The sequence below is a fragment of the Natrinema hispanicum genome, assembly GCF_004217335.1.
GTDB lineage: Archaea > Halobacteriota > Halobacteria > Halobacteriales > Natrialbaceae > Natrinema > Natrinema hispanicum.
The window spans coordinates 79,675-102,317 of the sequence record NZ_SHMP01000003.1 but is presented as its reverse complement, the minus strand read 5'-3'; the positions used below and the strand labels follow the sequence as shown (position 1 = coordinate 102,317).

Annotated in this window: 19 protein-coding genes; 8 read left to right on the top strand and 11 right to left on the bottom strand. The window is 64.0% G+C overall.

Annotated elements, in window-relative coordinates:
* Positions 1-169 precede the first annotated feature (169 nt).
* Positions 170-793, top strand: a complete 624-nt coding sequence (locus tag BDK88_RS01220) for a beta-class carbonic anhydrase (RefSeq protein WP_130498797.1) — start codon at positions 170-172, stop codon at positions 791-793.
* A 70-nt stretch (positions 794-863) separates the two neighbouring features.
* Here the strand turns inward: BDK88_RS01220 and BDK88_RS01215 are convergent, their stop codons facing one another.
* From BDK88_RS01215 to BDK88_RS01190, 6 genes are all read right to left on the bottom strand, one after another.
* Positions 864-1,400, bottom strand: a complete 537-nt coding sequence (locus BDK88_RS01215) for an NUDIX domain-containing protein (RefSeq protein WP_130498796.1) — start codon at positions 1,398-1,400, stop codon at positions 864-866.
* A 25-nt stretch (positions 1,401-1,425) separates the two neighbouring features.
* A complete protein-coding gene (locus BDK88_RS01210) occupies positions 1,426-2,577 on the bottom strand; it encodes a threonine synthase (RefSeq protein WP_130498795.1) in 1,152 nt (383 codons plus the stop codon).
* 1 nt (position 2,578) lies between these two features.
* Positions 2,579-3,538 (bottom strand): succinylglutamate desuccinylase/aspartoacylase family protein, encoded by a 960-nt coding sequence (locus BDK88_RS01205; protein ID WP_130498794.1) that lies wholly within the window; start codon positions 3,536-3,538, stop codon positions 2,579-2,581.
* A 207-nt stretch (positions 3,539-3,745) separates the two neighbouring features.
* Positions 3,746-4,495, bottom strand: coding sequence for an aquaporin (locus tag BDK88_RS01200; RefSeq protein WP_130498793.1), 750 nt, complete (start codon positions 4,493-4,495; stop codon positions 3,746-3,748).
* Between the two features lie 117 nt (positions 4,496-4,612).
* Positions 4,613-5,449, bottom strand: coding sequence for a proline dehydrogenase family protein (locus BDK88_RS01195; protein ID WP_130498792.1), 837 nt, complete (start codon positions 5,447-5,449; stop codon positions 4,613-4,615).
* Positions 5,450-5,533: 84 nt separating this feature from the next.
* Positions 5,534-7,834 (bottom strand): amino acid permease, encoded by a 2,301-nt coding sequence (locus BDK88_RS01190; RefSeq protein WP_130498791.1) that lies wholly within the window; start codon positions 7,832-7,834, stop codon positions 5,534-5,536.
* 271 nt (positions 7,835-8,105) lie between these two features.
* Here BDK88_RS01190 and BDK88_RS01185 point away from each other — a divergent pair, with 271 nt between their 5' ends.
* From BDK88_RS01185 to BDK88_RS01160, 6 genes are all read left to right on the top strand, one after another.
* Positions 8,106-8,858, top strand: coding sequence for an Lrp/AsnC family transcriptional regulator (locus tag BDK88_RS01185; RefSeq protein WP_130498790.1), 753 nt, complete (start codon positions 8,106-8,108; stop codon positions 8,856-8,858).
* A 205-nt stretch (positions 8,859-9,063) separates the two neighbouring features.
* The gene (locus BDK88_RS01180; RefSeq protein WP_130498789.1) at positions 9,064-10,446 is read left to right on the top strand and encodes an aspartate aminotransferase family protein; all 1,383 of its coding nucleotides are present in this window, start codon (positions 9,064-9,066) and stop codon (positions 10,444-10,446) included.
* A 278-nt stretch (positions 10,447-10,724) separates the two neighbouring features.
* Entirely contained in the window at positions 10,725-12,005 is a 1,281-nt protein-coding gene (locus tag BDK88_RS01175; RefSeq protein ID WP_130498788.1) for an amidohydrolase, read from the top strand.
* 82 nt (positions 12,006-12,087) lie between these two features.
* Positions 12,088-12,735 (top strand): hypothetical protein, encoded by a 648-nt coding sequence (locus BDK88_RS01170; protein ID WP_130498787.1) that lies wholly within the window; start codon positions 12,088-12,090, stop codon positions 12,733-12,735.
* Between the two features lie 459 nt (positions 12,736-13,194).
* Entirely contained in the window at positions 13,195-14,859 is a 1,665-nt protein-coding gene (locus BDK88_RS01165) for a BCCT family transporter (protein WP_207225241.1), read from the top strand.
* 153 nt (positions 14,860-15,012) lie between these two features.
* Positions 15,013-16,374, top strand: a complete 1,362-nt coding sequence (locus tag BDK88_RS01160; RefSeq protein WP_130498786.1) for an aminotransferase class III-fold pyridoxal phosphate-dependent enzyme — start codon at positions 15,013-15,015, stop codon at positions 16,372-16,374.
* A 174-nt stretch (positions 16,375-16,548) separates the two neighbouring features.
* Here BDK88_RS01160 and BDK88_RS01155 read toward each other — a convergent pair whose 3' ends face one another.
* The 3 genes from BDK88_RS01155 to BDK88_RS01145 form a co-directional block, all read right to left on the bottom strand.
* On the bottom strand, positions 16,549-16,839 hold the full coding sequence (locus BDK88_RS01155; RefSeq protein ID WP_130498785.1) for a hypothetical protein: 291 nt from the start codon (positions 16,837-16,839) through the stop codon (positions 16,549-16,551).
* A gap of 88 nt (positions 16,840-16,927) precedes the next feature.
* On the bottom strand, positions 16,928-18,169 hold the full coding sequence (ilvA, locus tag BDK88_RS01150) for a threonine ammonia-lyase (RefSeq protein WP_130498784.1): 1,242 nt from the start codon (positions 18,167-18,169) through the stop codon (positions 16,928-16,930).
* Positions 18,166-19,464 carry an amidohydrolase gene (locus tag BDK88_RS01145; protein WP_130498783.1) on the bottom strand — a complete coding sequence of 433 codons (1,299 nt, stop codon included), beginning with the start codon at positions 19,462-19,464 and terminating at the stop codon, positions 18,166-18,168. The genes ilvA and BDK88_RS01145 overlap by 4 nt, the downstream gene beginning before the upstream one ends.
* A 128-nt stretch (positions 19,465-19,592) precedes the next feature.
* Between BDK88_RS01145 and BDK88_RS01140 the strand changes: the two genes are divergently transcribed.
* On the top strand, positions 19,593-20,564 hold the full coding sequence (locus BDK88_RS01140; RefSeq protein WP_130498782.1) for a D-2-hydroxyacid dehydrogenase: 972 nt from the start codon (positions 19,593-19,595) through the stop codon (positions 20,562-20,564).
* Positions 20,565-20,579: 15 nt separating this feature from the next.
* On the opposite strand, the gene BDK88_RS01135 is transcribed toward BDK88_RS01140, so the two are convergent.
* Together BDK88_RS01135 and gdhB are read right to left on the bottom strand one after the other, a co-directional pair.
* The gene (locus BDK88_RS01135) at positions 20,580-21,233 is read right to left on the bottom strand and encodes a DUF502 domain-containing protein (protein WP_130498781.1); all 654 of its coding nucleotides are present in this window, start codon (positions 21,231-21,233) and stop codon (positions 20,580-20,582) included.
* Positions 21,234-21,320: 87 nt separating this feature from the next.
* Complete coding sequence (gdhB, locus tag BDK88_RS01130) at positions 21,321-22,628, bottom strand: glutamate dehydrogenase GdhB (protein ID WP_130498780.1); 1,308 nt, start codon at positions 22,626-22,628, stop codon at positions 21,321-21,323.
* Positions 22,629-22,643: the final 15 nt, after the last annotated feature.

Genomic DNA, 22,643 nt, shown 5'->3' with positions numbered 1-22,643 from the left:
AGGAATGTCGGGTTTCGTCTCGAGGACGGGAGGCGGGATAGCTCCGGGGACGGGTCGGATGATCCTGCCCGTTCTTTTCGTGACCTCTAGCAGATTCGACCGTCATAGATGCTGGCGGTGGTTGCCGTAACGCCAATCATGATCTGTGATGTAGTATACCACACCACATATGGCGGGACCAACTGACCAATCCGAATCAGAAGCCGGACGAGTGTTCGAGCAGGTCGACGAACACGTCGAGCAGCGAGATGACTGGGCGCGCCGCCGCCAGAAAGACATCCCAACCGACAAGCAGCTCCTCGTCATCGCGTGTATGGACGAACGGATTCCCGTCGAAGACGCACTCGACATTTCCCTGGGTGACGCCCACATCTTTCGAAACGCCGGCGGTAAGGTAACCGACGACGTCATCCGGAGTGCCGCGTTGAGTACGAACTTCTTCGACACGACGGAAATAATCGTCGTCAATCACACGGATTGTGGGATGATGAGCGCACCAGACGAGGCCATCGTCGACGGGCTCGAGGACGTCGCTGGCGGGAGCCTCGACGATGTCGATCTCAATCCCGCACTCCCCAGTTTAGAGATCGGCGACGCCTCGATCGCCGAGTGGGTTGCTATGACCGACGACATCGACGAGGCGTGTCAGGCCCAACTCGACTATCTCGAGGCCCACCCGCTCGTTCCCGACGAGGTCACCGTCCACGGCTACGTCTACGAAGTCGAAAGCGACGCCCTCCGCCGCCCTGGCGAACGGGTCTCCGAGGAGATCAATACGCGGGATTCAGAATAGGACAGTCTCTCCGTCGATTTCTGTCCTCGTCTGTCTCCGACTCCAGCCGAAGGAAGAACCGTCGCCGACGTCACTCGAGCAACGCCGCGGCCTCCCGAAACCGCTCGTAGTGGACTGGTCGAAAGGTCTCGCCGGAGGCGTCGAAGTCAGCCGGCGTCCAGAACCGGGCATCCGTGGCGTCGCTGCCCGCGACCGGCTCGCCGTCGGCGTCTGCCCAGTCGGCCACGTAGTGGACCGTCACCACGTGTTTGCCCGCCCGCGGTGGCATCGCCGACGCGGCCAGGATCTCGACCTCTCTTGGATCGACGGCGACGCCAGTCTCTTCCTCGAGTTCGCGGGCGGCCGCTTCGGGCGGTTCTTCGCCGGTTTCGATGTGACCACCGGGGATCGTCCACTCGCCGACACCCGGCGGAATCCCGCGTTCGACACAGAGCACGGCCGGGTCGGGCCGGTCGCGGTCGACGACCGCGACGCCGGCACACGGCACGGGATTGTGCCAGACGATCGCCTCACAACGCGGACAGTGCATGCGCTCGCGGTCGTCGGCTACTGTCGACTCGAGGCGGCTCCCACAGTCGGGACAAAACGTCGGCGGTCGGCTGACCATCTATGAACTCGTCAGCACTGACGGATCATAGGGTTTTCAATCCGCTGCCGGTCAGCGGGACGACGACGTCGTCGGCGTCGTCGATGACGCCACGCTCGCGGTACTGTTCGAGGGCTGCCGGCGCGACCGCACAGGTCGGCTCGACGTAGAATCCGCTGCGGTGGAGACGATCCAGCGTGGATTCGATCGGATCGTCGCCGAGTGCGATCGCATCGCCGTCGGTCGCCTCGATCGCCTCGAGGAGCTGGGTGCCGCGTGCGGGTTCGGTGATCTGGATGCCATCCGCGATGGTCGCCCGGGTGCCGTCATCGTCGGTCGGCTCGCCACCGAGTGCGGCGACGATCGGTGCGTAGCCGGCGGCCTGTGCGCCAAGTAGGCGGGGCATTCCGTCGACGATGCCGGCCTCGTTGAGCAGCGAAAAGCCACGGTAGGCACCCAGAAGGAGCGTCCCGTGGCCGATCGGAAGAACGACGGCGTCGGGGACGGTCCAGCCCTGCTGGGCGGCCACCTCGAATGCGAAGGTCATCGTCCCGGCGTAGAACGCGGGATTCCAGGCGTGACTGGCGTACCAGCCCGCACCGGTCTGGTAGGGAGCGTCGCGCTCGTCGGCCTCGGTGTCGCTCGCGTCGCCTTCGACGGCCTCGAGACAGGCCGCCGTCACGTCTTCTCTGGTCCCCTCGATGCGAACTGGCCGGGCGTCGGCCCGCTGGATCGCCATCAGTTTCGACTGGTTGATGTCGGCCGGAACGTAGATGTCCGCCGCGAGCCCGGCCCGGGCCGCGTAGGTCGCGATCGACGCGCCGGCGTTGCCCGAGGAGTCCTCGATGACTTTCTCGACGCCGAGTTCGACGGCCCGTGAGAGCGTCGTCGTCGCACCGCGGTCTTTGAACGAGCCCGTCGGGAACACGTACTCGAGTTTAAATTCCGCGTCCCAGTCGGGGGCGTCGACCAGCGGCGTAAACCCCTCGTAGAAGGTGACGTGCTGTTCCATCGGGAGGAACTCGAAGAACGTCCACAGTCCTTCGCTGGTGTCGAGGTTGTGCAACGGCAGCGGGTCGCCTTGCGGATGGGGTCGTTCGGTAAACTCAAGCGCGTGGCCACAGCCACAGCGCCACGGCTCGTCCGGCCCGGCCGCGTAGACGGCCCCACAGTCGGGACAGGTGAGATCAGCGGCCATCTCAGTACTGGCCGATATCGGTGCCGACCGAGCAGACGTACTCGCCGGTCGCGACCTGCGGGAGGCGTCGTGCACGCCAGAAGATCCCGCCGCTGTCGGCCGTCACCTCGGCTTTCGGCTCGCCGAAGGGAGTCGTCACGGTAAAGATCGTCTCGCCGGGACTCACCCGGTCGCCCAGATCCTTTTCGAGCGTGACCAGTCCGCCTGCGGGCGCGCCGTACTGTTCGAAGCCACTGGCACGGGTCTGGGTCTCGAGGGGCTGGTTCCCCTCGAGGAAGCCGTAGTACCGGAGGACGTTGAAGACGCCCTCGACGCCCTTCCGAATGCTCTCTTCGTCCCAGCCGACGGCCCCACCGAGTTCGGGGTCGACGGTCGGGATGCCCTCGTCGGGGCCTGTCCGGGCGAGTTGACCGTCCGGCCCCTTCTGGTCCAAGACGTAGCCACAGCCGAAGGCCTTCGCCAGCTCGAGACACTGGTCGTGGAGGCGATGGCGTTTCCCACAGCGGACGCGAACCTCGTCTAGCATCTGGCTGGTCGACCCCTGATGGAGGTCGAGGATCAGATCGGCCCGGGTGGCGGCATCGAACGTCGCGGCTGCGATCCGCTCGCTCGAGGTGCCGTTTTCGTTGCCCGGGTAGGCGCGGTTCATCTTCGTATCGTCGATCGGGTTGCGGTGTTCGGCGACCTGAAACGCGTGGTAGTTGACGATCCCGACGATCAGGATCGTCCCCGAAAGCTCGGCGGGATCCAGTCGCGGCACGACGCGCTGGATGACGCCGACGCCGTTGAGTTCGTCGCCGTCGCTGGCCGCCTGCATGTAGAGTGTCTTCCCAGAGGAGGCACCGTTTACCACTGCAACGGGCAGTCCAACCGAACCCCCGTCTCTGGTCTCGCCGACCTCGAGACGGCCCGTGTCCATCTCGCCGGGCCTCGCGCTCGCCGTTCCGAGCGTCGTCGTCATATGTCCCAGACGATGAACCCGTTGGCCTTTATACTATCTGTTGTTCTCCACGATTCTATATAGGGGCACGGAGTGAACTGAGCGCCGAGTAACACGACGGGACACAGCGGAGACACGCCGATCCGCTATCTGTCCGAATCAGGCTCTAACTGCGTGTCGAAGACGCGAACAAAGTCGATCGTCTCCCCGGCCGTCTCGAACAGCAGATTACGTCTCCGTCGCCAACTCCTCGAGAACGGACTCGTCATCGGGCTTTGGCTCCTGCTTGCCGATCAGGCTCGGTCTGGGCCACAGGTATCGCCACATGAGACCCGCAGCGACGCCGCCGAACGTCGACGCGACCATGAACATGACGGCATCGAACGGTTGGATTCCGGCGATCCCTGACGTGAAGACGCGAGCGAGAGCGACCTGTGGGTTGAAAAACGCCGTCGAGGCCGTTCCGATGATCCCCATACCGACGGTAAAGCCCACCGCGAGGCCGATCCACTCGCTGTCCTGACGGATCAGCGAGATGATCGCCGATGCGAGCAACATCGTCCCGAGGAACTCGGCCAGCCAGGTGGATGCGGGGCGCTCGACGGCGGAGATCGCGAACACCTCCCACCCGATCGTGCTCACGAAGGTGAGTCCTGCCAAGCCGACGCCGACGAGCCCGCCGAGGAACTGGACCGGCACGTACTGCCGTGCGGTCTTCATGTCCGTATCCCCGGTCACGAGCAGTGCAACGGTGACCGCCGGGTTGAGGTGGGCCCCACTGATTGGCCCGAGCATCTGGACGAGGACGAACAGCCAGCCGGCCGTCGCCAGGCCGATGAACAAGACGCCGATACTCGGTGACGCCTCGAGCATCCCGTCGGCGAGCAGCCCCGATGAGACGATGACGAAGACGAGCGTCGCGGAGCCAAAAAACTCCGCGAGACGTTTCTGTGTGTTGGTGAACTGTTCGGTAGACATTACCTAGCGTATACGTGAGGGGAGTATAGCCTCATACCCTAACCGCCCGATTGCGATACTGTCCGGCGTTGCGGACTTGTCGGAGGCCTCCACAGTGATGTGTCTGCTGGCCTAATTTCAGCTATGTAGCACGGCCCGCAGCGCAAACCGGAGGTTGTCCGTCCGTTCGGTGACCCGGCGGTAGAAGTAGGATTTCCACCGCTCGCCGTAGGGAACGTACTGCCAGACCTCGTACTCGTCGGCCAGATCGTACTGGGCGTCTTCGCGGACGCCCATGAGCATCTGGATCTCGAAATCGGTACCGTACCGATCGTGGAGGGCCATCGCGTGCTCGAGCATCGCCGGATCGTGACTGCCGACCGCGATACCGCCGTCGTAGCGTTCGAACGCGTCCTCGAGCAGGGTTCGATACTCCTGATCGACCCGTGTGCTGTCCGTGTACGCGATGTCTGCCGGCGGATCGTAGGCACCCTTGACCAAGCGGACCTTTCCGGGAACGTCCGCGAGCCGCCGCACGTCTGCGCGCGTCCGGCGAAGGTTCGCTTGCACGCAGACCCCGACGCCACCGTCGTGCTCGCGAGCGACGGTCTCGAAGACCTCGAGCGTCGCGTCTGTCGTCGTGTGGTCTTCCATGTCGACCCAGACGAAAACGCCGTGTTCGGCTGCTGTGTCGACGATATCCGACAGCTCCGACCGGAAGACGTCCTCACCGAGATCCAGCCCTAGCTGTGAGGGTTTGACGGAGATGCAGGCCGCGAGTTCCGAGCCAGCGATGTCGGTGACGAGGTGGCGGTACTCTGCGGCGTCGGAAGCGACCGCGTCGCGGTCGTCGTAATGTTCGCCCAGTAGGTTGACGATCGCCTTCACGTTCTGCTCGTTCAGTCGACGGACGTGCTCGAGCGCCGTTGCAGGAGACTCTCCCGCGACGAACCGGTCGGCGATCGGCGGGATCATATCACGTACAGCGGTCGCCACGCGTAAGGCTGTTCCTCAGTTTCTCGCACAGGTAGTCATAGACGGTGAGCCGAGCGAACGGGACTACTCGTCCTTTTTGAGCCCCAGCAGACGCTCGCGCAGTGTCCGTTTGCGGGCCCGTTCGGCGAGCAACACCGAACATTCGACGTCATCGAGGACGTCGAGCACCAGCGAGCCGGTGACGAGCCGCGAGAGCAACCCTCGCTCGGTCGCGCCGATCACCAGCAGCGTCGCGTCCGTGGCCGCATCGGCGATCGCGGTCTCGACGTCGCGGTCGTCGATGAGCAGGTCGGCGTCAGCTAGGCCGTTCTCGGCGGCCCACTCCTCGAGGAACTGTTCGCCCTCCTCGCGGGACTCGTCCTCGTCGACGGCGTGTAACAGCGTCACACGGGAGCCGAACTCCGTGCGGAGCAAGCGGACGGTCTCTGCGCCGAGGACCGAATCGGGGCCGCCGGCGGTCGGCAGCAGAATATGGTCGGGATCGAACCCACGATCTTTGAGCACCAGGAAGTCACAGGGGAGATCGTGAGTCAGTTCGTCGAGACGCGACTCGGCACGGCCATGCGAGGTTGGCCCCCAGCCCATGACGACCTGATCAGCCTCGAAGGTGCGCGCGGCGTCGAAGATCTCCTCGAACGAGCGGTGTGAGAGCACTGTGTGGGTCTCGACGGCAGCGCCGAACGTTTCGGCGTCCTCTCGCGCCTGCTCGAGGAGCTTCCGAGACTCGGCATCGATTCGCTCGGTTTGTTGGGCACCTCGCTCGAGCGGTGTCTGGTCGGGCACCTGTACGATGTGGACCGCGTGAACCGTTCCCTCTCGTTGTTTGGCGATGGCACCGGCGAGCGTGATGAGCTCGCTCTCGGTACGCGGGTTCGCAAGCGGCACCATCACGCGGAAATCACCGCCATCCGTGCCCGTGGCGGCTCTGGCGGCCTCGGGTCGAACCGAGTCGGCCGCGGCCACCGCAGCGTCGGGCATTTCCTCGGAGCGCTCGAGGACCCAGTTGACGAACACGCCGGCGCTTTCGACGCGCTGGCGGGCATAGAGCAGGTACCAGACACCAGCGAAGACGACGAGCGCTGCCGATAGCAGGATGACGAACGGCTCGATGTACGCGATCAGCGCGAACGACGAAATCGCTCCGATGATCGGGACGAGCGGATACAGCGGCACCTCGAAGTCGGGATCGTACTCGGCGGGTTCGGCCTCGCGCATGACGATGAGCGCGATGTTCAACAGCCCGTAGACGATCAGGTGCAACACCGAGCCAGCCGTCGACAGCAACTGGAGGTTGCCAAACAACAGGAAGGCGATGATGAGTCCGCCCGTGATCAGAATCGATTTAAACGGCGTGCCAAAGCGTTCGTGGATGTCGTTGACCGACGGCGAGAGGATCTTCTCACGACCCATCGCGAAGTTGATCCGCGATGACGAGAGGATCGACGCGTTCGCACTCGAGGCCGTCGCCAGCAGGCCCCCGAGCAACAACAGCCCCCAGCCGAGCCAGCCCAGCCCGATGCCGAAGACGCTGTACTGACTGAACAGCAACTCGGCGGCGTCGACAACGGCAGTTTCGTTGTTCGCCACCAGTTCGTTCGGCACTGCTGCCAGCAAGACGACGAGGAACAGCGCGTAGACGACCGTGACGATGAGGACCGAGCCGATGACCGCAAGCGGGAGGTTCCGGCCGGGATCTTTGATCTCCTCGGCGACGGACGTGATCTGGACGAAGCCGAGATAGGAGACGAAGACGATGGCCGTCACCGGAAGCACCTCACCCGGCGTTCCCTCGGGCGCGATCGGTCGCAGCGACTCGAGGTCGGCGTTGAACAGGCCAACAACGGTAAACAGGGAGAGAATACCGAGCAGCGTTAACACGATCGCGATCTGGAGTCCGCCGGTCTCCTTGGCACCGACGTAGTTGATGCCGATAAACAGCGCCGCGCCGACGAGGCCGATCATCTGCGCCGCTGAGATCGTGACTGGGCCGAGCGCGAGTGCCGACGCGCCGACGAAATCGTTGACGTACTCGCCGAACCCGTACATGTAGAACGCGGAGGCAAACGCCAGCCCGAGCCAGTTGGCCCAGCCGCTGATCGAGCCGAACAGGGGACCGAGTGCGCGATTGACGTAGAAGTACGCGCCGCCCGACTTTGGCATCGCTGTCCCCAACTCAGAGGCCGACAAGGCCGTAAACAGCGCGGTCACGCCGCCAATCACGAAGGTCGCGGCAGCGAGCGGCCCCGCTCGCGCCACGGCCGTCCCCGGGAGCACGAAGATCCCCGCGCCGATCATCGTCCCGATCCCGATCGTGATCGCCGAGAGGAGTCCCAGGTCCTTTGCGAGCTCCTCGTCGGCGCTCATGTGGCATCACCCCGTCGACATATCCACTCGGTTGGCGACCGTAGCAGACGGGTCGCGTTCGCGTCCGATCGGGGTGGTGGTCCACGTATCCGATGTCGAGCGTTCATTGAGTCGGGATTGTAGCGGAACCGATGATAAACCCCGTGATTATATTGTTGAATCCCCATAATTATGGATGTATATTGGCGTTCCGTGAAAAACATAAAATAAATGATTGGTTACTCGAGTGAGATCGGAACACTGTATGATGGGGGGTTCGAGACCATGAGACATGGAGCATCGGCTCGACGAGATCGATCGGCGGATCATTAACGCGCTGATGGACGATGCACGGAACGTCTCGGCACCAACGATCGCCGAGGAAACGAACGTGTCGCCGGGAACGATTCGGAACCGGATTGCACGACTGGAAGACTACGGTGTGCTGACTGGCTACCACGCGACCGTCGACTTCGAGCGAGCGGACGGTCGCCTGACGAACCTGTTTATGTGTAACGCGCCGGTTTCCGAGCGGGAACTGATCGCCCGCCGGACACAGAGCATTTCTGGGGTGATCAACGTCCGCGAACTGATGACTGGCCGCCGGAACCTCCACGTGCTGGCCGTCGGCGAGGACACGGCTGATCTCCGCCGGATCTCCCGGGCCCTGTCGGATCTTGGCGTCGAGATCGAAGACGAAGTCCTCGTCCAAAACGAAATCTGGCAGCCATACGCCCCGTACGGCTCCGACGAGAACGCCCAGTGTGAGTCGATTACCGATTTCGTCAGTCTCTCGGGTGATGCGGAAGTCGCCGAGGTAACCGTCGATCCCGGCGCACCGATCGCCGGGACGACCCTCCAACGCGCTGTCGGGCGGGAGGTCCTCGACGACGATGCGCTCGTGATCGCGATCGAACGCGACGACGTCGTTCTGACGCCACACGGTGACACCGAAATCCGGGCCGACGACATCGTCACCGTCTTCTCGCGCGACGGCATCGACGATGCGATGCTCGAGGCGTTTCGCGACGCCGAGCGCGTATAGGCCGCCGCCTCGAGTTGGACGACGGTCGATGTTCCGTCTGCGCTCGTTTCTCGCTGGTCACCACTCATACGGGCTCCTGTCGGTCGGTTCCGGCACACTCGCGACACGGCATACAGGTGCGCCGGCACCTGTACTCAATAACTGTATACAATCCATATGGATTCTGTGGACAAGGTATTTATCATTGTTCCACCTTCCCACACCTATGACGGCAGGACCACCGATCGACGAACTCCACTTCGCGGACGCCCCGTCCGTCGCCTCCGTTCCGGGTCCACAGACGCAGGCGTTGCTCGAGAAACAGCGGGAGATCGACAGTAGCGCGGTCGCCTATCCGGAAGACATCCCGATCGCCTTCGAGGACGGCAAGGGGGCGACGGTTCGGGACGCCGACGGCAACACCTATATCGACCTCTTCGCGGGGATCGGCGTGTTGAACGTCGGCCATGCGAATCCCTACGTCCTCGAGGCCGTCCACGAGCAGGCCGACAAGTTCGTCCACACGGTCGATTTCCCGACCGAGGCCCGGCTCGAGCTGATCGAGAAGTTAGACGAGATCGCCCCCGACGGCCTCCAGGGACAGAACAAGGTCGTTTTCGGGGGCCCGACCGGTAGCGACGCGATCGAGGCCTCGATCAAACTCGCCAAGTACAACACCGGCGGCGACGGCCTCATCGCCTTTCGCGGGGCCTACCACGGCGCGACGACCGGCGCGATGAGCGTCACGTCGAACAAGAAGTTCAAGGGCCACTACACGCCGCTGCTCTCCGATGTCGTCCACGCGCCGTATCCGGATCCGTTCCGGCAGGACAAGACGCCCGAGGAAGCCGTCGACCACGCGCTCGAGGAGGTCCAGGCGATCGTCGAGGACCCCTACGGCGGGCTGGCGAACCCGGCGGGGATCATCGTCGAGCCGATCCAGGGTGAGGGCGGGATCGTGACCCCACCAGAAGGATTCTTACAGGGGCTGCGCGACATCGCCGACGACAACGACGTGGTGCTCGTCTTCGACGAGATTCAGAGCGGTCTCGGCCGCACCGGCCAGTGGTGGGCCAGCGACTGGGAGGGCGTCGCTCCCGACGCGATGACCTCCGCGAAAGCCCTCGGTGGTGTGGGCTTCCCGCTCTCGGCGACGATGTATCACGAAGACCTCGACACGTGGGGCTCGGGCGACCATGCGGGCACCTACCGCGGTCACGTCGTCGGGATGCGTGCCGGTATCCGCGCGATCGAGTACATCCAGGCGCACGACCTGCTCGCCCACGCTCGCGACCTCGGCGAGTACGTCCGGGGGCGGCTCCGCGAGGCAGCTGCAGAGACCGACCGACTCGCCGACGTTCGCGGCAAAGGACTGTTCATCGGTGCCGAGTTCGTCGATACTGACGGCCACCCCGACGGCGACCTCGTCGACGCCATCCAGCAGTACTGCTTCGAGCGTGGCGTCCTCGTCTGGACGGCCGGCCGCCACGGCAACGTGCTCCGACTGTTGCCGCCGCTGGTGCTCACCCACGAGTTGGCCGAGACGGCACTCGACGTCGTCATCGCGGCGATCGAAGACCTGACCGCCGAAGCGACACAGGCCGCCTGATACGGTTTCCTGTCACTGGGTTTCGGTGCACCCGCGACCGTCCTTCGGGTGCACCGGTACTGACTGATAGCAGACCGTCTGAAGCTCATACGCTGTGTTCGACACCGACGCGATCGCAGTCATCGGCTGATCGCTGGCTGGGCTGCCGCAGAGAATACGTGCCGTTCGCCCGTGTTGACCAGCGCTCGAGTTGATCGGCAGCCCCGTCGGTAACGGGCCGTCGCTTTGCTCATGTCGGTCACCATTAAGTAGTTCTTCACCCAACCTCCTGGGAACGAATGGCACACAAGGAACGAAACAGACTGCGCGAACTCCGGCGAGAGTTCCACCGCCATCCCGAACCGGGCTGGCGTGAGTTCCAGACGACCGCCAGGGTCGTCGATGAACTCGAGCGAATCGGCGTCGACGAGATTGCCGTCGGCCGCGAGGCGCTGGCGACCGACCAGCGCATGGCCGTCCCCACCGAGTCGGATCTCGAGCCGTGGCGCGAGCGCGCCCGCGAGGCAGGAGTTCGCTCGGATGTCTTAGAGCGTACTGCCGACGGCCATACGGGCGTGATTGCGACCGTCGAACAGGGTGAGGGGCCCTGTATCGGGTTGCGCGTCGATCTCGACGCGATCTCGATGCGCGAATCCGACGAGCGCGACCACCGACCGGCCGCGGAGGGCTTTCGGTCCGAACACGACGGCTACATGCACGCCTGTGGCCACGATGCGCATCTCGCGATGGCACTGGGGACGCTCGAGGCAGTCAAAAAAAGCGACTTCGATGGCACGCTGAAGGCGTTTTTCCAGCCCGCAGAGGAGATCTCCGGCGGCGGGAAGGCGATGGCCGAAAGCGGCTATCTCGACGATGTCGACTATCTGCTCGCGTTGCATATCGGCCTCGATCACCCGACCGGCGAGATCGTCGCAGGCATCGAAAAGCCGCTGGCGATGGCCCACTTGACTGCGACGTTCGAGGGGGCAAGCGCCCATGCGGGCAAAGCGCCCAACGAGGGGGCAAACGCCATGCAAGCAGCCGCGACAGCGATCCAGAATGCCTACGGCATCCCCCGCCATGCCGACGGGATGACCCGGGTCAACGTCGGCCGTATCGAGGGCGGCACCGCGAGCAACGTCATCGCCGAGGAGGTCACGATCGAGGCCGAGGTCCGCGGCGAGACGACTGCATTGATGGAGTATACGCGTACGGAACTCGAGCGGGTCCTCTATGCCGCCGCCGAAATGCACGACTGTGACGTCACGCCGCGGGTGATCAGCGAGTCGCCACGCGTCGACAGCCACCCCGCGTTGCGAGATCTCGTCGGCAACGTCGCGTGGGAAGTCGACGGCGTCGAGCGCGTGATTCCGACCGAGGAGTTCGGCGTCAGCGAAGACGTGACCTACCTCATGCAGCACGTCCAGGACAGCGGCGGCCTCGCATCATACGTCCTTATCGGGACCGACCACCCGACGAGCCATCACACGCCGACGTTCGATATCGACGAGGAGAGCCTCGAGATCGGGGTCGCGCTGCTGTCCGAGACGGCCCTCGAACTCTCGAGACGACGGCCGTAGCGCGGCCGAGCGTACTGGTCTGTGTTCGCAACGCAGTCGGTGGATGGGAAACGTTAATCCGCGCGCCCTCTGTGTATCCCGTATGAGCCAGGACGACGTGCCGGAGTCGTTACAGGCGGCAGCGGATTCGGACCGCCCGCGCGGAATTTTGACCCCCTCCGACCGCGATTTCCTGCTCGGCCGGAAGACCGACTACACCGACCACTCGAAGAAACAGAAGCGAAACCGGATCCGTCGCCGGGTTCGCAACGCGATCCTCGACTTCAGCATCCTCTTCGAGTACATGGAAGAACGCGACCGAGAGACGGTCTTCGACCCCGACGACGAGGACCGCGACGCCTATACCCAGGGGATCACCGATATGCTCGCCTTTCTCCATCTCGGGACAATGGGCTATCACACCCCGTTCAAAGACATGCTCTCTGAGGGCGTCGGCAAGGCCGAACAACAACTCGCCGGCTCGAACTACCGGATGGTCAACGTCGAGTTCAACGTTGAACCGGTCGGCCAGATCGACGTCGACGAGGTCGTCGACAAACTCGAGCACGAGGAGTTCGCCCAGCTCTCCGATGAGGAACTGCGTGCGTTCGTGCGCCTGCTGACGATGTCCGACGCCTTCTCGCCGGCGGACACCCGCGAGGAGATCAAAGACAGCGTCGACGAGTTCGCCGAACGAGTGGCCGAAAGCGCCGCGGCTCGCGAGCGATCGCTCGAGGAACTGACGAACTGACACGCCCGCTGTCGCCGAAACTCTGGGTCGTGTGCTCGAGTCCGGCCCGACCCAACTCGACGCCACAGATTCTTCTCCTGCGATCGGCTCGACACACTGTCGGTATCGCCGTCGCGGTGGCTGCTGTCCGAGTCTCGCGACACTGCCACCCGCACAACAGTCGACTGGCGAGACGACCTGCCGGAACGAACTCGTCTCGATGCGCGGAGTCCGGCGGCACGCGGTGAATCGGCTGCTGTGTTTCGACAGCGGCGGTCGACCGGGCATATGCAGCCACTGTGTTCTTGTCTCTTCGAGTAGCAACAGAGTAAACGCAATCTGTAGATAAAATCGCAGTCTGAGAAACACTTATTGTGTACGCTGTTGATGGCCACGGTATGGCGTCACACAGCATGGCGGGCGGGCGGCTGACTCGCATCCAACCATCACGCTGTCGTCCGAGTTCGGAGGTGAGACGAGATGAGTGGCGCTGAGAAGGGGATGGTTGATGAGTTCCGCGAGGAGATCGATACGACGGTCTTCCTGTTCGGCGCGTTGTTGACCGTCGGGGTGATCGCGGCGTTCTTCATTAGCCCGAGCACTGTCGAGAGCGGGATTTCGACGCTGAACGATCAGCTGCTCGGCGCGTTCAACTGGGCACTGCTGTTGATCGTGTTCCTGATCGTCGTCTTCCTGTTGTTCCTGATCATTGGTCCGTGGGGGTCGATCAGACTGGGTGACGAGTCGCCGGAATACAGCTTCCTGTCGTTTTTCGCGATGCTGTATTCCGCAGGGTTCGCGGCGGGTGTCGTCTTCTGGGGCCCGACCGAGGCGCTGTTCTACTACGACAGTCCCTCACCGCTGTTCGGCGGCGTGGAAGGTGGATCGGCCGAAGCGATGACCATCGCCATCCAGCAGACGCTGTTCCACTGGGCGCTGCCCCAACTCGCAGTGTTCACCATCATGGGAATCGCGATCGGCTACTTCGCGTACAATTACGATAACGTCCCGCTACGGGTATCATCGGCGCTGACACCGATCATCGGCGCTGAGAATCTCGACGGGCCGTTCGCGAAAGTCGTCGACATCCTCGCCGTCTTCGCGACGATCGGCGGCGTGGCCACGTCGCTTGGCTTCATCGGGAGTCAGTTCGTCACCGGGCTCGAGTACCAATGGGGAATCAGCATGGGGAACATCGGGATCCTTCTCGTGGTGACATTTATGACTTTACTGTTTACCACCTCGATGGTGCTCGGAGTCAACAAGGGGATTCGCCGGCTCTCGAACTTCAACATGGTGCTGTTCGTCCTCCTCATGTTTGCGACGTTCATCGTCGGCCCGACGCTGTTCTTGATCCTGCTCGGCACGCAGGCCTTCGGCGGGATGATCTCCGATTTCGTCTCGATGAGCCTCTTTACCGGTGCCGGTCCAATGGGTGCGGGGAATCCGGAGGCGACGAGTTGGATGAACGCCTGGACCGTCTTCTACTGGGCGTGGGCGCTCTCGTGGTCGCCCTTCGCGGGCCTGTTCATCGCTCGTATCTCCAAGGGACGGACCGTCCGGGAAGTCGCGTTTACCGGAATCGTCGCCACCTCGGCAGCCACCATTCCGTGGTTCACGTTCGTCGGCGGCACCTCCGTCTGGGCCCACCACAACGGGATCGCCGACTTCAGCGCGGTGATCGCCGGCGAACAGGGCGCGGAGGTCTCCGGGTTCATCCTGTTCGAGACGTTCCCCATGGGATCGATCTTCATGCTGGCCTTCATGATCCTCGTGACGACGTTCTTCGTCACGTCGGCGGACTCCTCGACGCTTGCCGTCTCGATGATGACGACCGGCGGCAAGGCCCGCCCGTCGACGATCAACCGGATCTTCTGGGGCGTCGTCCTCGGGATGACCGCCGCAATCTTGATGATCCTCGGCGGCACCGGCAGCGCGAACACGCTCCAGCAGGCGGCGATCATTACCGGGACGCCCTTCGCGTTCGTCTGCTTCCTCTCGATGCTCGCGTTGATCAAGGACTTCGGTTCAGAGTACGGCCGCGTGCTGCTGCAAGACGAAACCGTGCTCGTCGGCTCGAGCCGGCCGGCCGAATCGGAGTCACCGTCCGGTCCCGGCGGCCCCGTCGAGTCGGACGACGATTGAGCCGGCCGTCTCCCGCTATCACACGGGCTGACGATTCGTGTCGGCTGTCATGCTGCTCTCCTTTTTGACGTGGTTGGGGAGTCGACCGTGATGCTCCGCTCCCTTCGCTAACCCATAACAAGTTTTAATGTATGTGGTACACATAAATTGTGTATGGATAGGGACACGGCGGAACCCGACGCGGACGCGCTTCCGGGTCCGAACGCCAAGCAGTGGGTGAACTTCCATCAGGAGTACTCCGCGCCCAGCGAGTATTCTCACGAGTTCGTCTGGGACATAACCCAGGCGGCCGACGGCCCGTTCGTCACCGACGTCGACGGGAACGTCCTGCTCGATTTCACCTGCCACATCGGTGCGGCCCCACTCGGCTACAACAACGAGAAGGTCCTCACAAAGGTCCGTGAGTTCGACCTCGTCGAGCCGCTGAAGATCGCCGGGCAGGACATGTACTTCGGCTCCGGCCCCTCCCCCAAGGAATCGACGGTGCCGGGCTCGAGCCACCTCATGGAGAAACTTACCGATGTCTCGAGTCAGTACGGGATGGACACCGTCTTCCTCTCGAACTCCGGCGCGGAGGCCATGGAGAACGCGATGAAGATCACGAACGACTACCGCGCGCCCGCGAAGTACGGCATCGCCTTTTCGGGCAGTTTCCACGGCCGCACCCTCGGCACGTTGTCGATCACCAAGTCCAAATCGGTCTACACCCGCAACTATCCCCAGATCGACGGGATCGAGACGGTGCCGTTCTGTGCTGATCGTGGCTGTGATGCCGACAGCTGTGACTGTGGCTTCTTCGCAGGCGGCGGTTCGCAACTCCGGGGCATGCTCGCACCCGAAGGCGGCCACGTCGACCCCGACGAGATCGCGTTCCTCGCGCTCGAGCCGATTCAGGGCGTCGGCGGCTACCGCTTCCCCAGCGAGGCGTTCATGCAGGAGATTGCGGCCGTCACCGACGAATACGACATCCCACTGGTTGTCGACGAAATCCAGGCCGGGATCGGCCGTACCGGCGAGATCTGGGCTTCCGATCACTACCCGATCGAGCCGGACGTCATCGCCAGCGCGAAGGCCTTGCGCGTCGGCGCGACCATCGCCCGTTCCGACGTGTTCCCCGACGAGAAGAACCGCTTGGGGTCGACGTTCGGCGGCGGCGACCTGCTCGGCTCGATGATGGGGGCCTTTACCCTCGAGGCCATCGACGAGTACGACCTCCTCGACAACGCGACTCGGCGCGGCAAGCAAGCAAAAGAACGCATTCGCGACGACGCACCCGACTCCGTCGTGGACGTCCGCGGTAAGGGGCTGATGCTCGCCGTCGAGTTCGATACAGCAGACCGTCGGGACGCCGTGGTCGAAGCTGCCCTCGAACGCGGGCTGTTGACGCTCGGCTGTGGGGAGAAAACGATTCGGCTGCTCCCACCGCTTGACGCGACCGAGCGCGAGATCGAGTTGGGAACGGGGATCTTTCTCGAGGCGATCGCGGCCGTCAGCCCGAGCGCGACGGTCGCGTAAGGCTCTCGCTCGACGATCGATTTTCGTTTCTACACGCGGTTCGGTGGCGGTCGGTGACGTTCGCTCGCCGGTGCGATACACAGATATTGATTCACTGCACCGCGCTACTTCGTTGCCTCGAGTGAGGTGGACGCGACATGCAATAAACGCTCCAGCGGCGAGAGCAGCAGTCGCTTACCCCAGCAGTAGCAGAAGTTGCAGTACTCCCGCGAGGAGGATGAGAATCGCAGCCACCACAGAGAGCCAGATGGACACAGGACCGAGCTCGACGCGATCGACGTTCCCAGTCAGGACGTGGTAGCCGTTTCCGATCAGAACCCCGACACCGCCAACGATCATCAGTACCGAACTAATGGACAACCTGACACCGTCGGGATTTCCCGACAAAAAATTCGAGACGGCGATCATCACGAGGCCGCCACCGACGACCATCTGCGAGACGTGATAGAGGAGGGATCGATTCACACACTGATTTGTTGGATGGGTATTTAAATTATTTTGGTGACATCTCCGCTGCGGTAATCGATCATCGATCGCCGGACACGGCCAGCAATCACTCGAGCGACCGCTCGACGACCGACACGCCCTCGAGTCCCGCTAGTGCCTCGAGCACGCCGTTGAGATGCTCCAGGCCACTTCCCTCGAGTCCGATCGTGACCGGCGTCCGGTTGGGGTGGTCGTCACCCGTTCGACGCGCGCGCTCGAGAATATCCAGTTCGGCTCCCTCGGCTTCGACCACCTCGACCACGTCGCCAACCGTGGTCGGCCACCCCTCGAGTGCGAGTCGGGCCTCGGTATAGCGCTCGAGTTCGCACAATCCCGTCCGCGTGAGTTCGGCGTGCTCGGTGAGATTTACGTTTCCGCCCGAGATCACGACGCCGACGTGCGCACCTTCCAGCGCTAACTCGTCCGAGAGCGCGGCAGCCAGCGGGGCAGCCCCGGCGCTTTCGGCGACGGTCTTCGCGCGTTCAGCCAACAGGGTCACCGCGGCGGCGATCTCTCGGTCGCTCACGCTCACTACGTCGTCGACGACCTCGCGAGCGATTTCGAAGGTCGTCTCGAGCATGCGCGTATCCGCGATCCCCTCCGCGACGGTATCGACGCTCTGGAGCTCGCGGATCTCGCCGCACTCGAGCGACGGCTTCGCGTGGGTGGCTCCCGCTGGCTGGACCCCGATCACCCGAACGTCGTGCTCGGCAGCCTTCAGGACCGTTCCGATGCCCGAGATGAGCCCGCCGCCGCCGATAGCGACCAGCACGGTATCGAGGTCGGGGTATTGCTCGAGCAACTCGAGGCCGATCGTTCCCTGGCCGGCGACGATGGCCGCGTCATCGAAGGGGTGGACGAACGTCTCGCCAGTCTCTGCAGCGCGCTCGAGCGCGAATTCGTAGGAGCGTTCGTAGATGTCTCCCTCCACAACCACCGCAGCCCCATAGCTGCGGGTGGCCTCGATCTTCGCTGCGGGAGTGACCTCGGGGACGACGATCGTCGTCTCGATATCGAGCAGGTCGCCGGCCAGCGCAACACCTTGGGCGTGATTGCCCGCGCTCGAGGCGATAACCCCTGCCTCGCGCTCTGCGTCCGAAAGCTGGGCCATCTTGTTGTACGCTCCGCGGATCTTGAAGGATCCTGTCCGCTGGACGTTCTCGAGTTTGAGCCCGACCGAGGCCGCATTGCTCAACTCGGCAAACGTCCGCGAAGTATCGAGTGGCGTCCGGTGGACCACGTCCGCGATGCGCTCTCGAGCGGCTTCGACGTCTGCGAGGGTAACGCGGGGGTCGCTGCCCTCGGTCATTCGTTGTCCTCTCGTGGAACTGGATGCCGACGCTCGAGTTCGCGGATCGTCTCGACGAGCACGTCGACACCGTGTGTGAGGCTGCGCTCGTCGACGTCGAAGGTGGGCGTGTGATGACTCGTCGGGTGGTCGGTGCCAACGATCAGATATGAGGCGAGGCCGCCATCGTCTTGGACGCGCTCCATCAGGAAGGTCGCGTCCTCGCTCGCACCGAAGTCGGCAGCCGGTAGCACGCGTTCGATTCCTGCGACGCCGCCGGCGACGTCGCTGACGATCTGCTGCAGCTCGGGATCGCTATCGGCGCGGGGCGACTCGCTGACCACGTCGACCTCGGCTCGGCAGCCGTGTAGCTCCGCCGCCGATCGGATCGTGCGCTCGAGCCGCCGTTTCGTGTATGCCATCAGTTCAGTCGTCTCGCCACGGGCTTCGGCTTCCATGTGGGCGCGCTCGGCGATGACGTTGCTCGCGGTGCCGGCCTCAGCCTTCCCGATGTTCACGCGGGTCATGCCGTCGCTGTGCCGGGGGATGCCGTAGGCGTTCTCGATCGCCGTTCCCATGGCGTGCATGGCGTTTGCCCCCTTGTTGGGTGCTTTGCCCGCGTGGGCGGACGTTCCTTCGATCGTCGCGTCGACGTGGCACATCGCCAGCGGCTTTTCGATGCCTGCGACGACCTCGCCGGTCGGGTGGTCGAGGCCGACGTGGACCGCGAGCAGGTAGTCCAGTCCGTCGGCGTACTCGCTTTTTGCCATCGGACAGCCCCCGCCGCCGGTCTCCTCGGCTGGTTGGAAGAAGACGACCAAGCGTCCCGAAAAGTCGCTCTCGGCGATCGCCTCGAGCGCGGCCAGCCCCCAGGTCATGTGGGCGTCGTGGCCGCAGGCGTGCATCGTGCCGTCGATCTCCGAGCGAAAGCCCTCGGCAGCGGGGACGTGTTCTCCGTCGGTCGATTCCTCGATGAATAGGCCGTCGATGTCGACGCGCAGGCCGATCGCCGGTCCCTCACCGCGCTCTACGACGGCGACCGCGCCAGTGGTGCCGCCGGACAGCTGCTCGAGCAGATCCTCGTCGACACCTCGCTCGCGGGCGCGTTCGCGCCACGGCTCGAGGTCGGCGTCGGGAACAGCCATCCGGTCGGCGGGGTCGTAGGCCGCCGAGCCGACAGCGAGTTCGTCGACGCCGATCGAACGGATCTCGTCGACGAGCCGGGCAGTGGTGGTAAACTCGCGCCATGCGGGTTCGGGGTGGCGGTGGAGACGCCGTCGAACGGAAACGAGGCGATTGCGCACTGGCTCGCTCATGTGGGCTGATGACGTGCCCCACTATCTTAACTATACACAGTTGTCGTTTACGATGGGTACACAAAAAGGATAAGTCGGCTGCTGACAATCGTCGGACAACGCGTCGCGATGACGTGACCACGATCCACATGCACACGAATCCAGACATCGTTGTTCTGCGAGAGGGGACGGAAGGACTGTCGATGGAATCGTACGCCGATACGCTGCGCGAGCGGCTTCCCGACCACACCGTCGCGCTTGCACGGACGCCCAAAACGGAACGCGAACTCGTCCCACAGGCCCGGGTCGTGACTGGCATCACGATTGAGACGAACCTCCTCGAGCGTGCCGACCGGCTCGAACTCTTTGCGTGTACCTTCGCCGGCACGGACCACGTGCCGGTGGATGCACTGGCCGACCACGGCGTCGCCGTCACGAACGCCGGCGGTATCCACGCGCCCGGCATCGCCGAGCAGGCGATTGGCAACATGCTCGTGTTCGCACGCCGGCTCCACGAGGGGTGGCGGCGCAAGCGAAACGGCGAGTGGCGACACTTCCAATCGTTCGAGTTTACTGACAGTACTGTCACGATCGTCGGCCTCGGCTCGATCGGGCAGGAAATCACCAAGCGTCTCGAGGGGTTCGAGGTCGAGACGATCGGCATTCGGTATACGCCGTCCAAGGGTGGCCCGACCGACGAGGTGCTCGGCTTCGACGAGGCCGACATCCACGAGGCGTTTTCACGCAGCGACTACGTCGTCCTCGCCTGTCCACTGAACGGCCTGACCCGCGGGCTCGTCGGCGAAGAAGAACTAGCGACGCTGCCCCCGAATGCTGTCGTCATTAACGCGGCCCGCGGCGGGATCGTCGACACCGACGCGCTCGTCTCGGCGCTCCAGGTCGAGAGCATTCGCGGGGCTGCCCTCGACGTGACCGACCCCGAACCGCTGCCGGCTGACCACCCACTGTGGGACCTCGAGAACTGTCTGATCACCCCACACACCGGCGGTCACACGCCAAAGCACTGGGATCGGCTGGCCGACATCGTCGCCGAAAACGTCGAGGCGCTCGAGACCGGCGGTGACCTCGAGAACGCGGTGGTCCGGCCCGACTCGACCTGAGACCGGTGCAACCGATCACTCCTCGTCAGGCGTCTCGGATCGGTCCGACTGGGTGGCCAGTTGTGGATGGGTCGACTCACCGAACCCGCCGCTCAGGACCCGCGCGAGCACTTCGTCGACGCGCTCGTCCGTTTCAGTAATGCGGTCGTCCTCGGCTTCGACGACGAATCCGGAGGAGATGTTCGGTGCCGTCGGAATGAAAAGCACCGTTCGGCCGTCGCTGGTCGTGTGTCCGGTCTTGAACGCTGGTAGCTCCTTCCCATCCCAACTCTTGACTCTGACGGGTTCCTGAAGGGCCTGTTCCTCGCCGATCGTGGTTTCGGCGGCGATCTTCGACGCGTTGTAGACGACCCGGAGCCCCGGGAGGCGGTTCGCGACGCTGTCGACGCTGCGGGCGAAGAGATCACCGACCGTCGTCCGGGTCAGGGTGCCGATTACGATCGTCACCAGCACGAAGACGGTCAGCGAGATCGCAAGCCGAAGGACGTGGGCGATAGCCAACCGAGTTGGCTCGTTGTCGATGACGCCCTGCAAGGCCTGTGCATCGACCACGGCCGTCGGCGTGATCCCCGCCACGATCGCGTAGGCCCGATACACGACGTACAGCGTAACGAATATCGGCCCAATGAGAATCAGCCCGCTCGCGAATACTCGCTTCCACGACGCCATTATCGGATCATATCCCCGATGGGACATGAGCCCTTTCCTTTCCAACAGGTCGTGACAGGGACCTGCGCGGGCGAGTGTCGCGGTCGGCTACGGCCAGAGTCCGCGGGTCTCCTTTGCCTCGGCCACCCGGGACAGCGCCACCACGTACGCGGCATCGCGCCACGTCAGCCCGCCGTCCTCGACCTCCGCACGGACGTCGGTCCAGGCATCGAGCATGTGTTCTTCGAGTTCCCTGTTGACGCGCTCGAGCGTCCACTGGCGGCGGTTGATGTCCTGAAGCCACTCGAAGTAGCTCACCGTCACGCCGCCCGCGTTCGCGAGGATATCCGGCACGACTGGGATGTCGCGCTCCTCTAAGATGGCGTCGGCAGCGAACGTCGTTGGGCCGTTCGCGCCCTCGACGACGATGTCGGCCGCGATAGCGTCGGCGTTGTCGGCGGTGATGACGTTGCCGACGGCCGCCGGGATCAACACGTCGACGTCGAGCTCGAGCAGGTCCGCGTTCGAGAGCCGGCGCGCGCTGTCGCCGTCGGCGAGCTCGGTCGCGTAGCTCGTGACGGCTTCCGGCTCCTCGTCGTGGGACGGGATCGCGTCGACATCGATTCCGCCGGGGTCGTAAATCGCGCCGTTGACGTCGCTGACAGCGACGACGGTCGCGCCCCAGTCCTCGAGCAGGCGGGCTGCGTTGGCCCCGACGCTGCCGAAGCCCTGGACGGCGACGGTGGTGTTCGAGAGGTCACGATCGTAGTGGTCGACGGCTTCACGGGCGATGATCGCGGTCGACCGACCGGGGGCTTCCTCGCGACCGTAGGAGCCGCCGATGACCGGTGGCTTGCCGGTGACGACGCCGGGGATGGTCTCGCCCTGTTGCATCGAGTAGGCGTCCATAAACCAGGCCATCGTCTGGGCGTCGGTGCCCATATCCGGTGCAGGAACGTCTTTGGTCGGCCCGACCATATTGCGCAGTTCCTCGGCGAACCGGCGGGTGAGCCGTTCGGTCTCGTCGTCGCTCAACGACTTGGGATCGACAGCGATACCGCCTTTCCCGCCGCCGAAGGGCAGGTCCAACACGGCACACTTCCAGGTCATCCACATCGAGAGGCCGATACACTCCTCGGCGGTCACCTCCGGATGGTACCGAAGCCCGCCCTTGTAGGGCCCGCGAACGTCGTCGTGTTGGGCCCGATAGCCGGTAAACACCTCGACGGAGCCGTCGTCGCGCTCTAAGGGTACCGACACCTGCTGGACGCGCGTCGGGTGTTTCAGGCGCTCGACGACGCCGGGATCAACATCGACGTGCGTCGCCGCACGCTCGAGCTGTCGGCGAGCGGTGATCAGCGCCGAATCGAGCTCGTCGTCCGATGCCATCTCGTCCGTAGATGGGGTCGTGCTCATGGGCGTGATAACTGA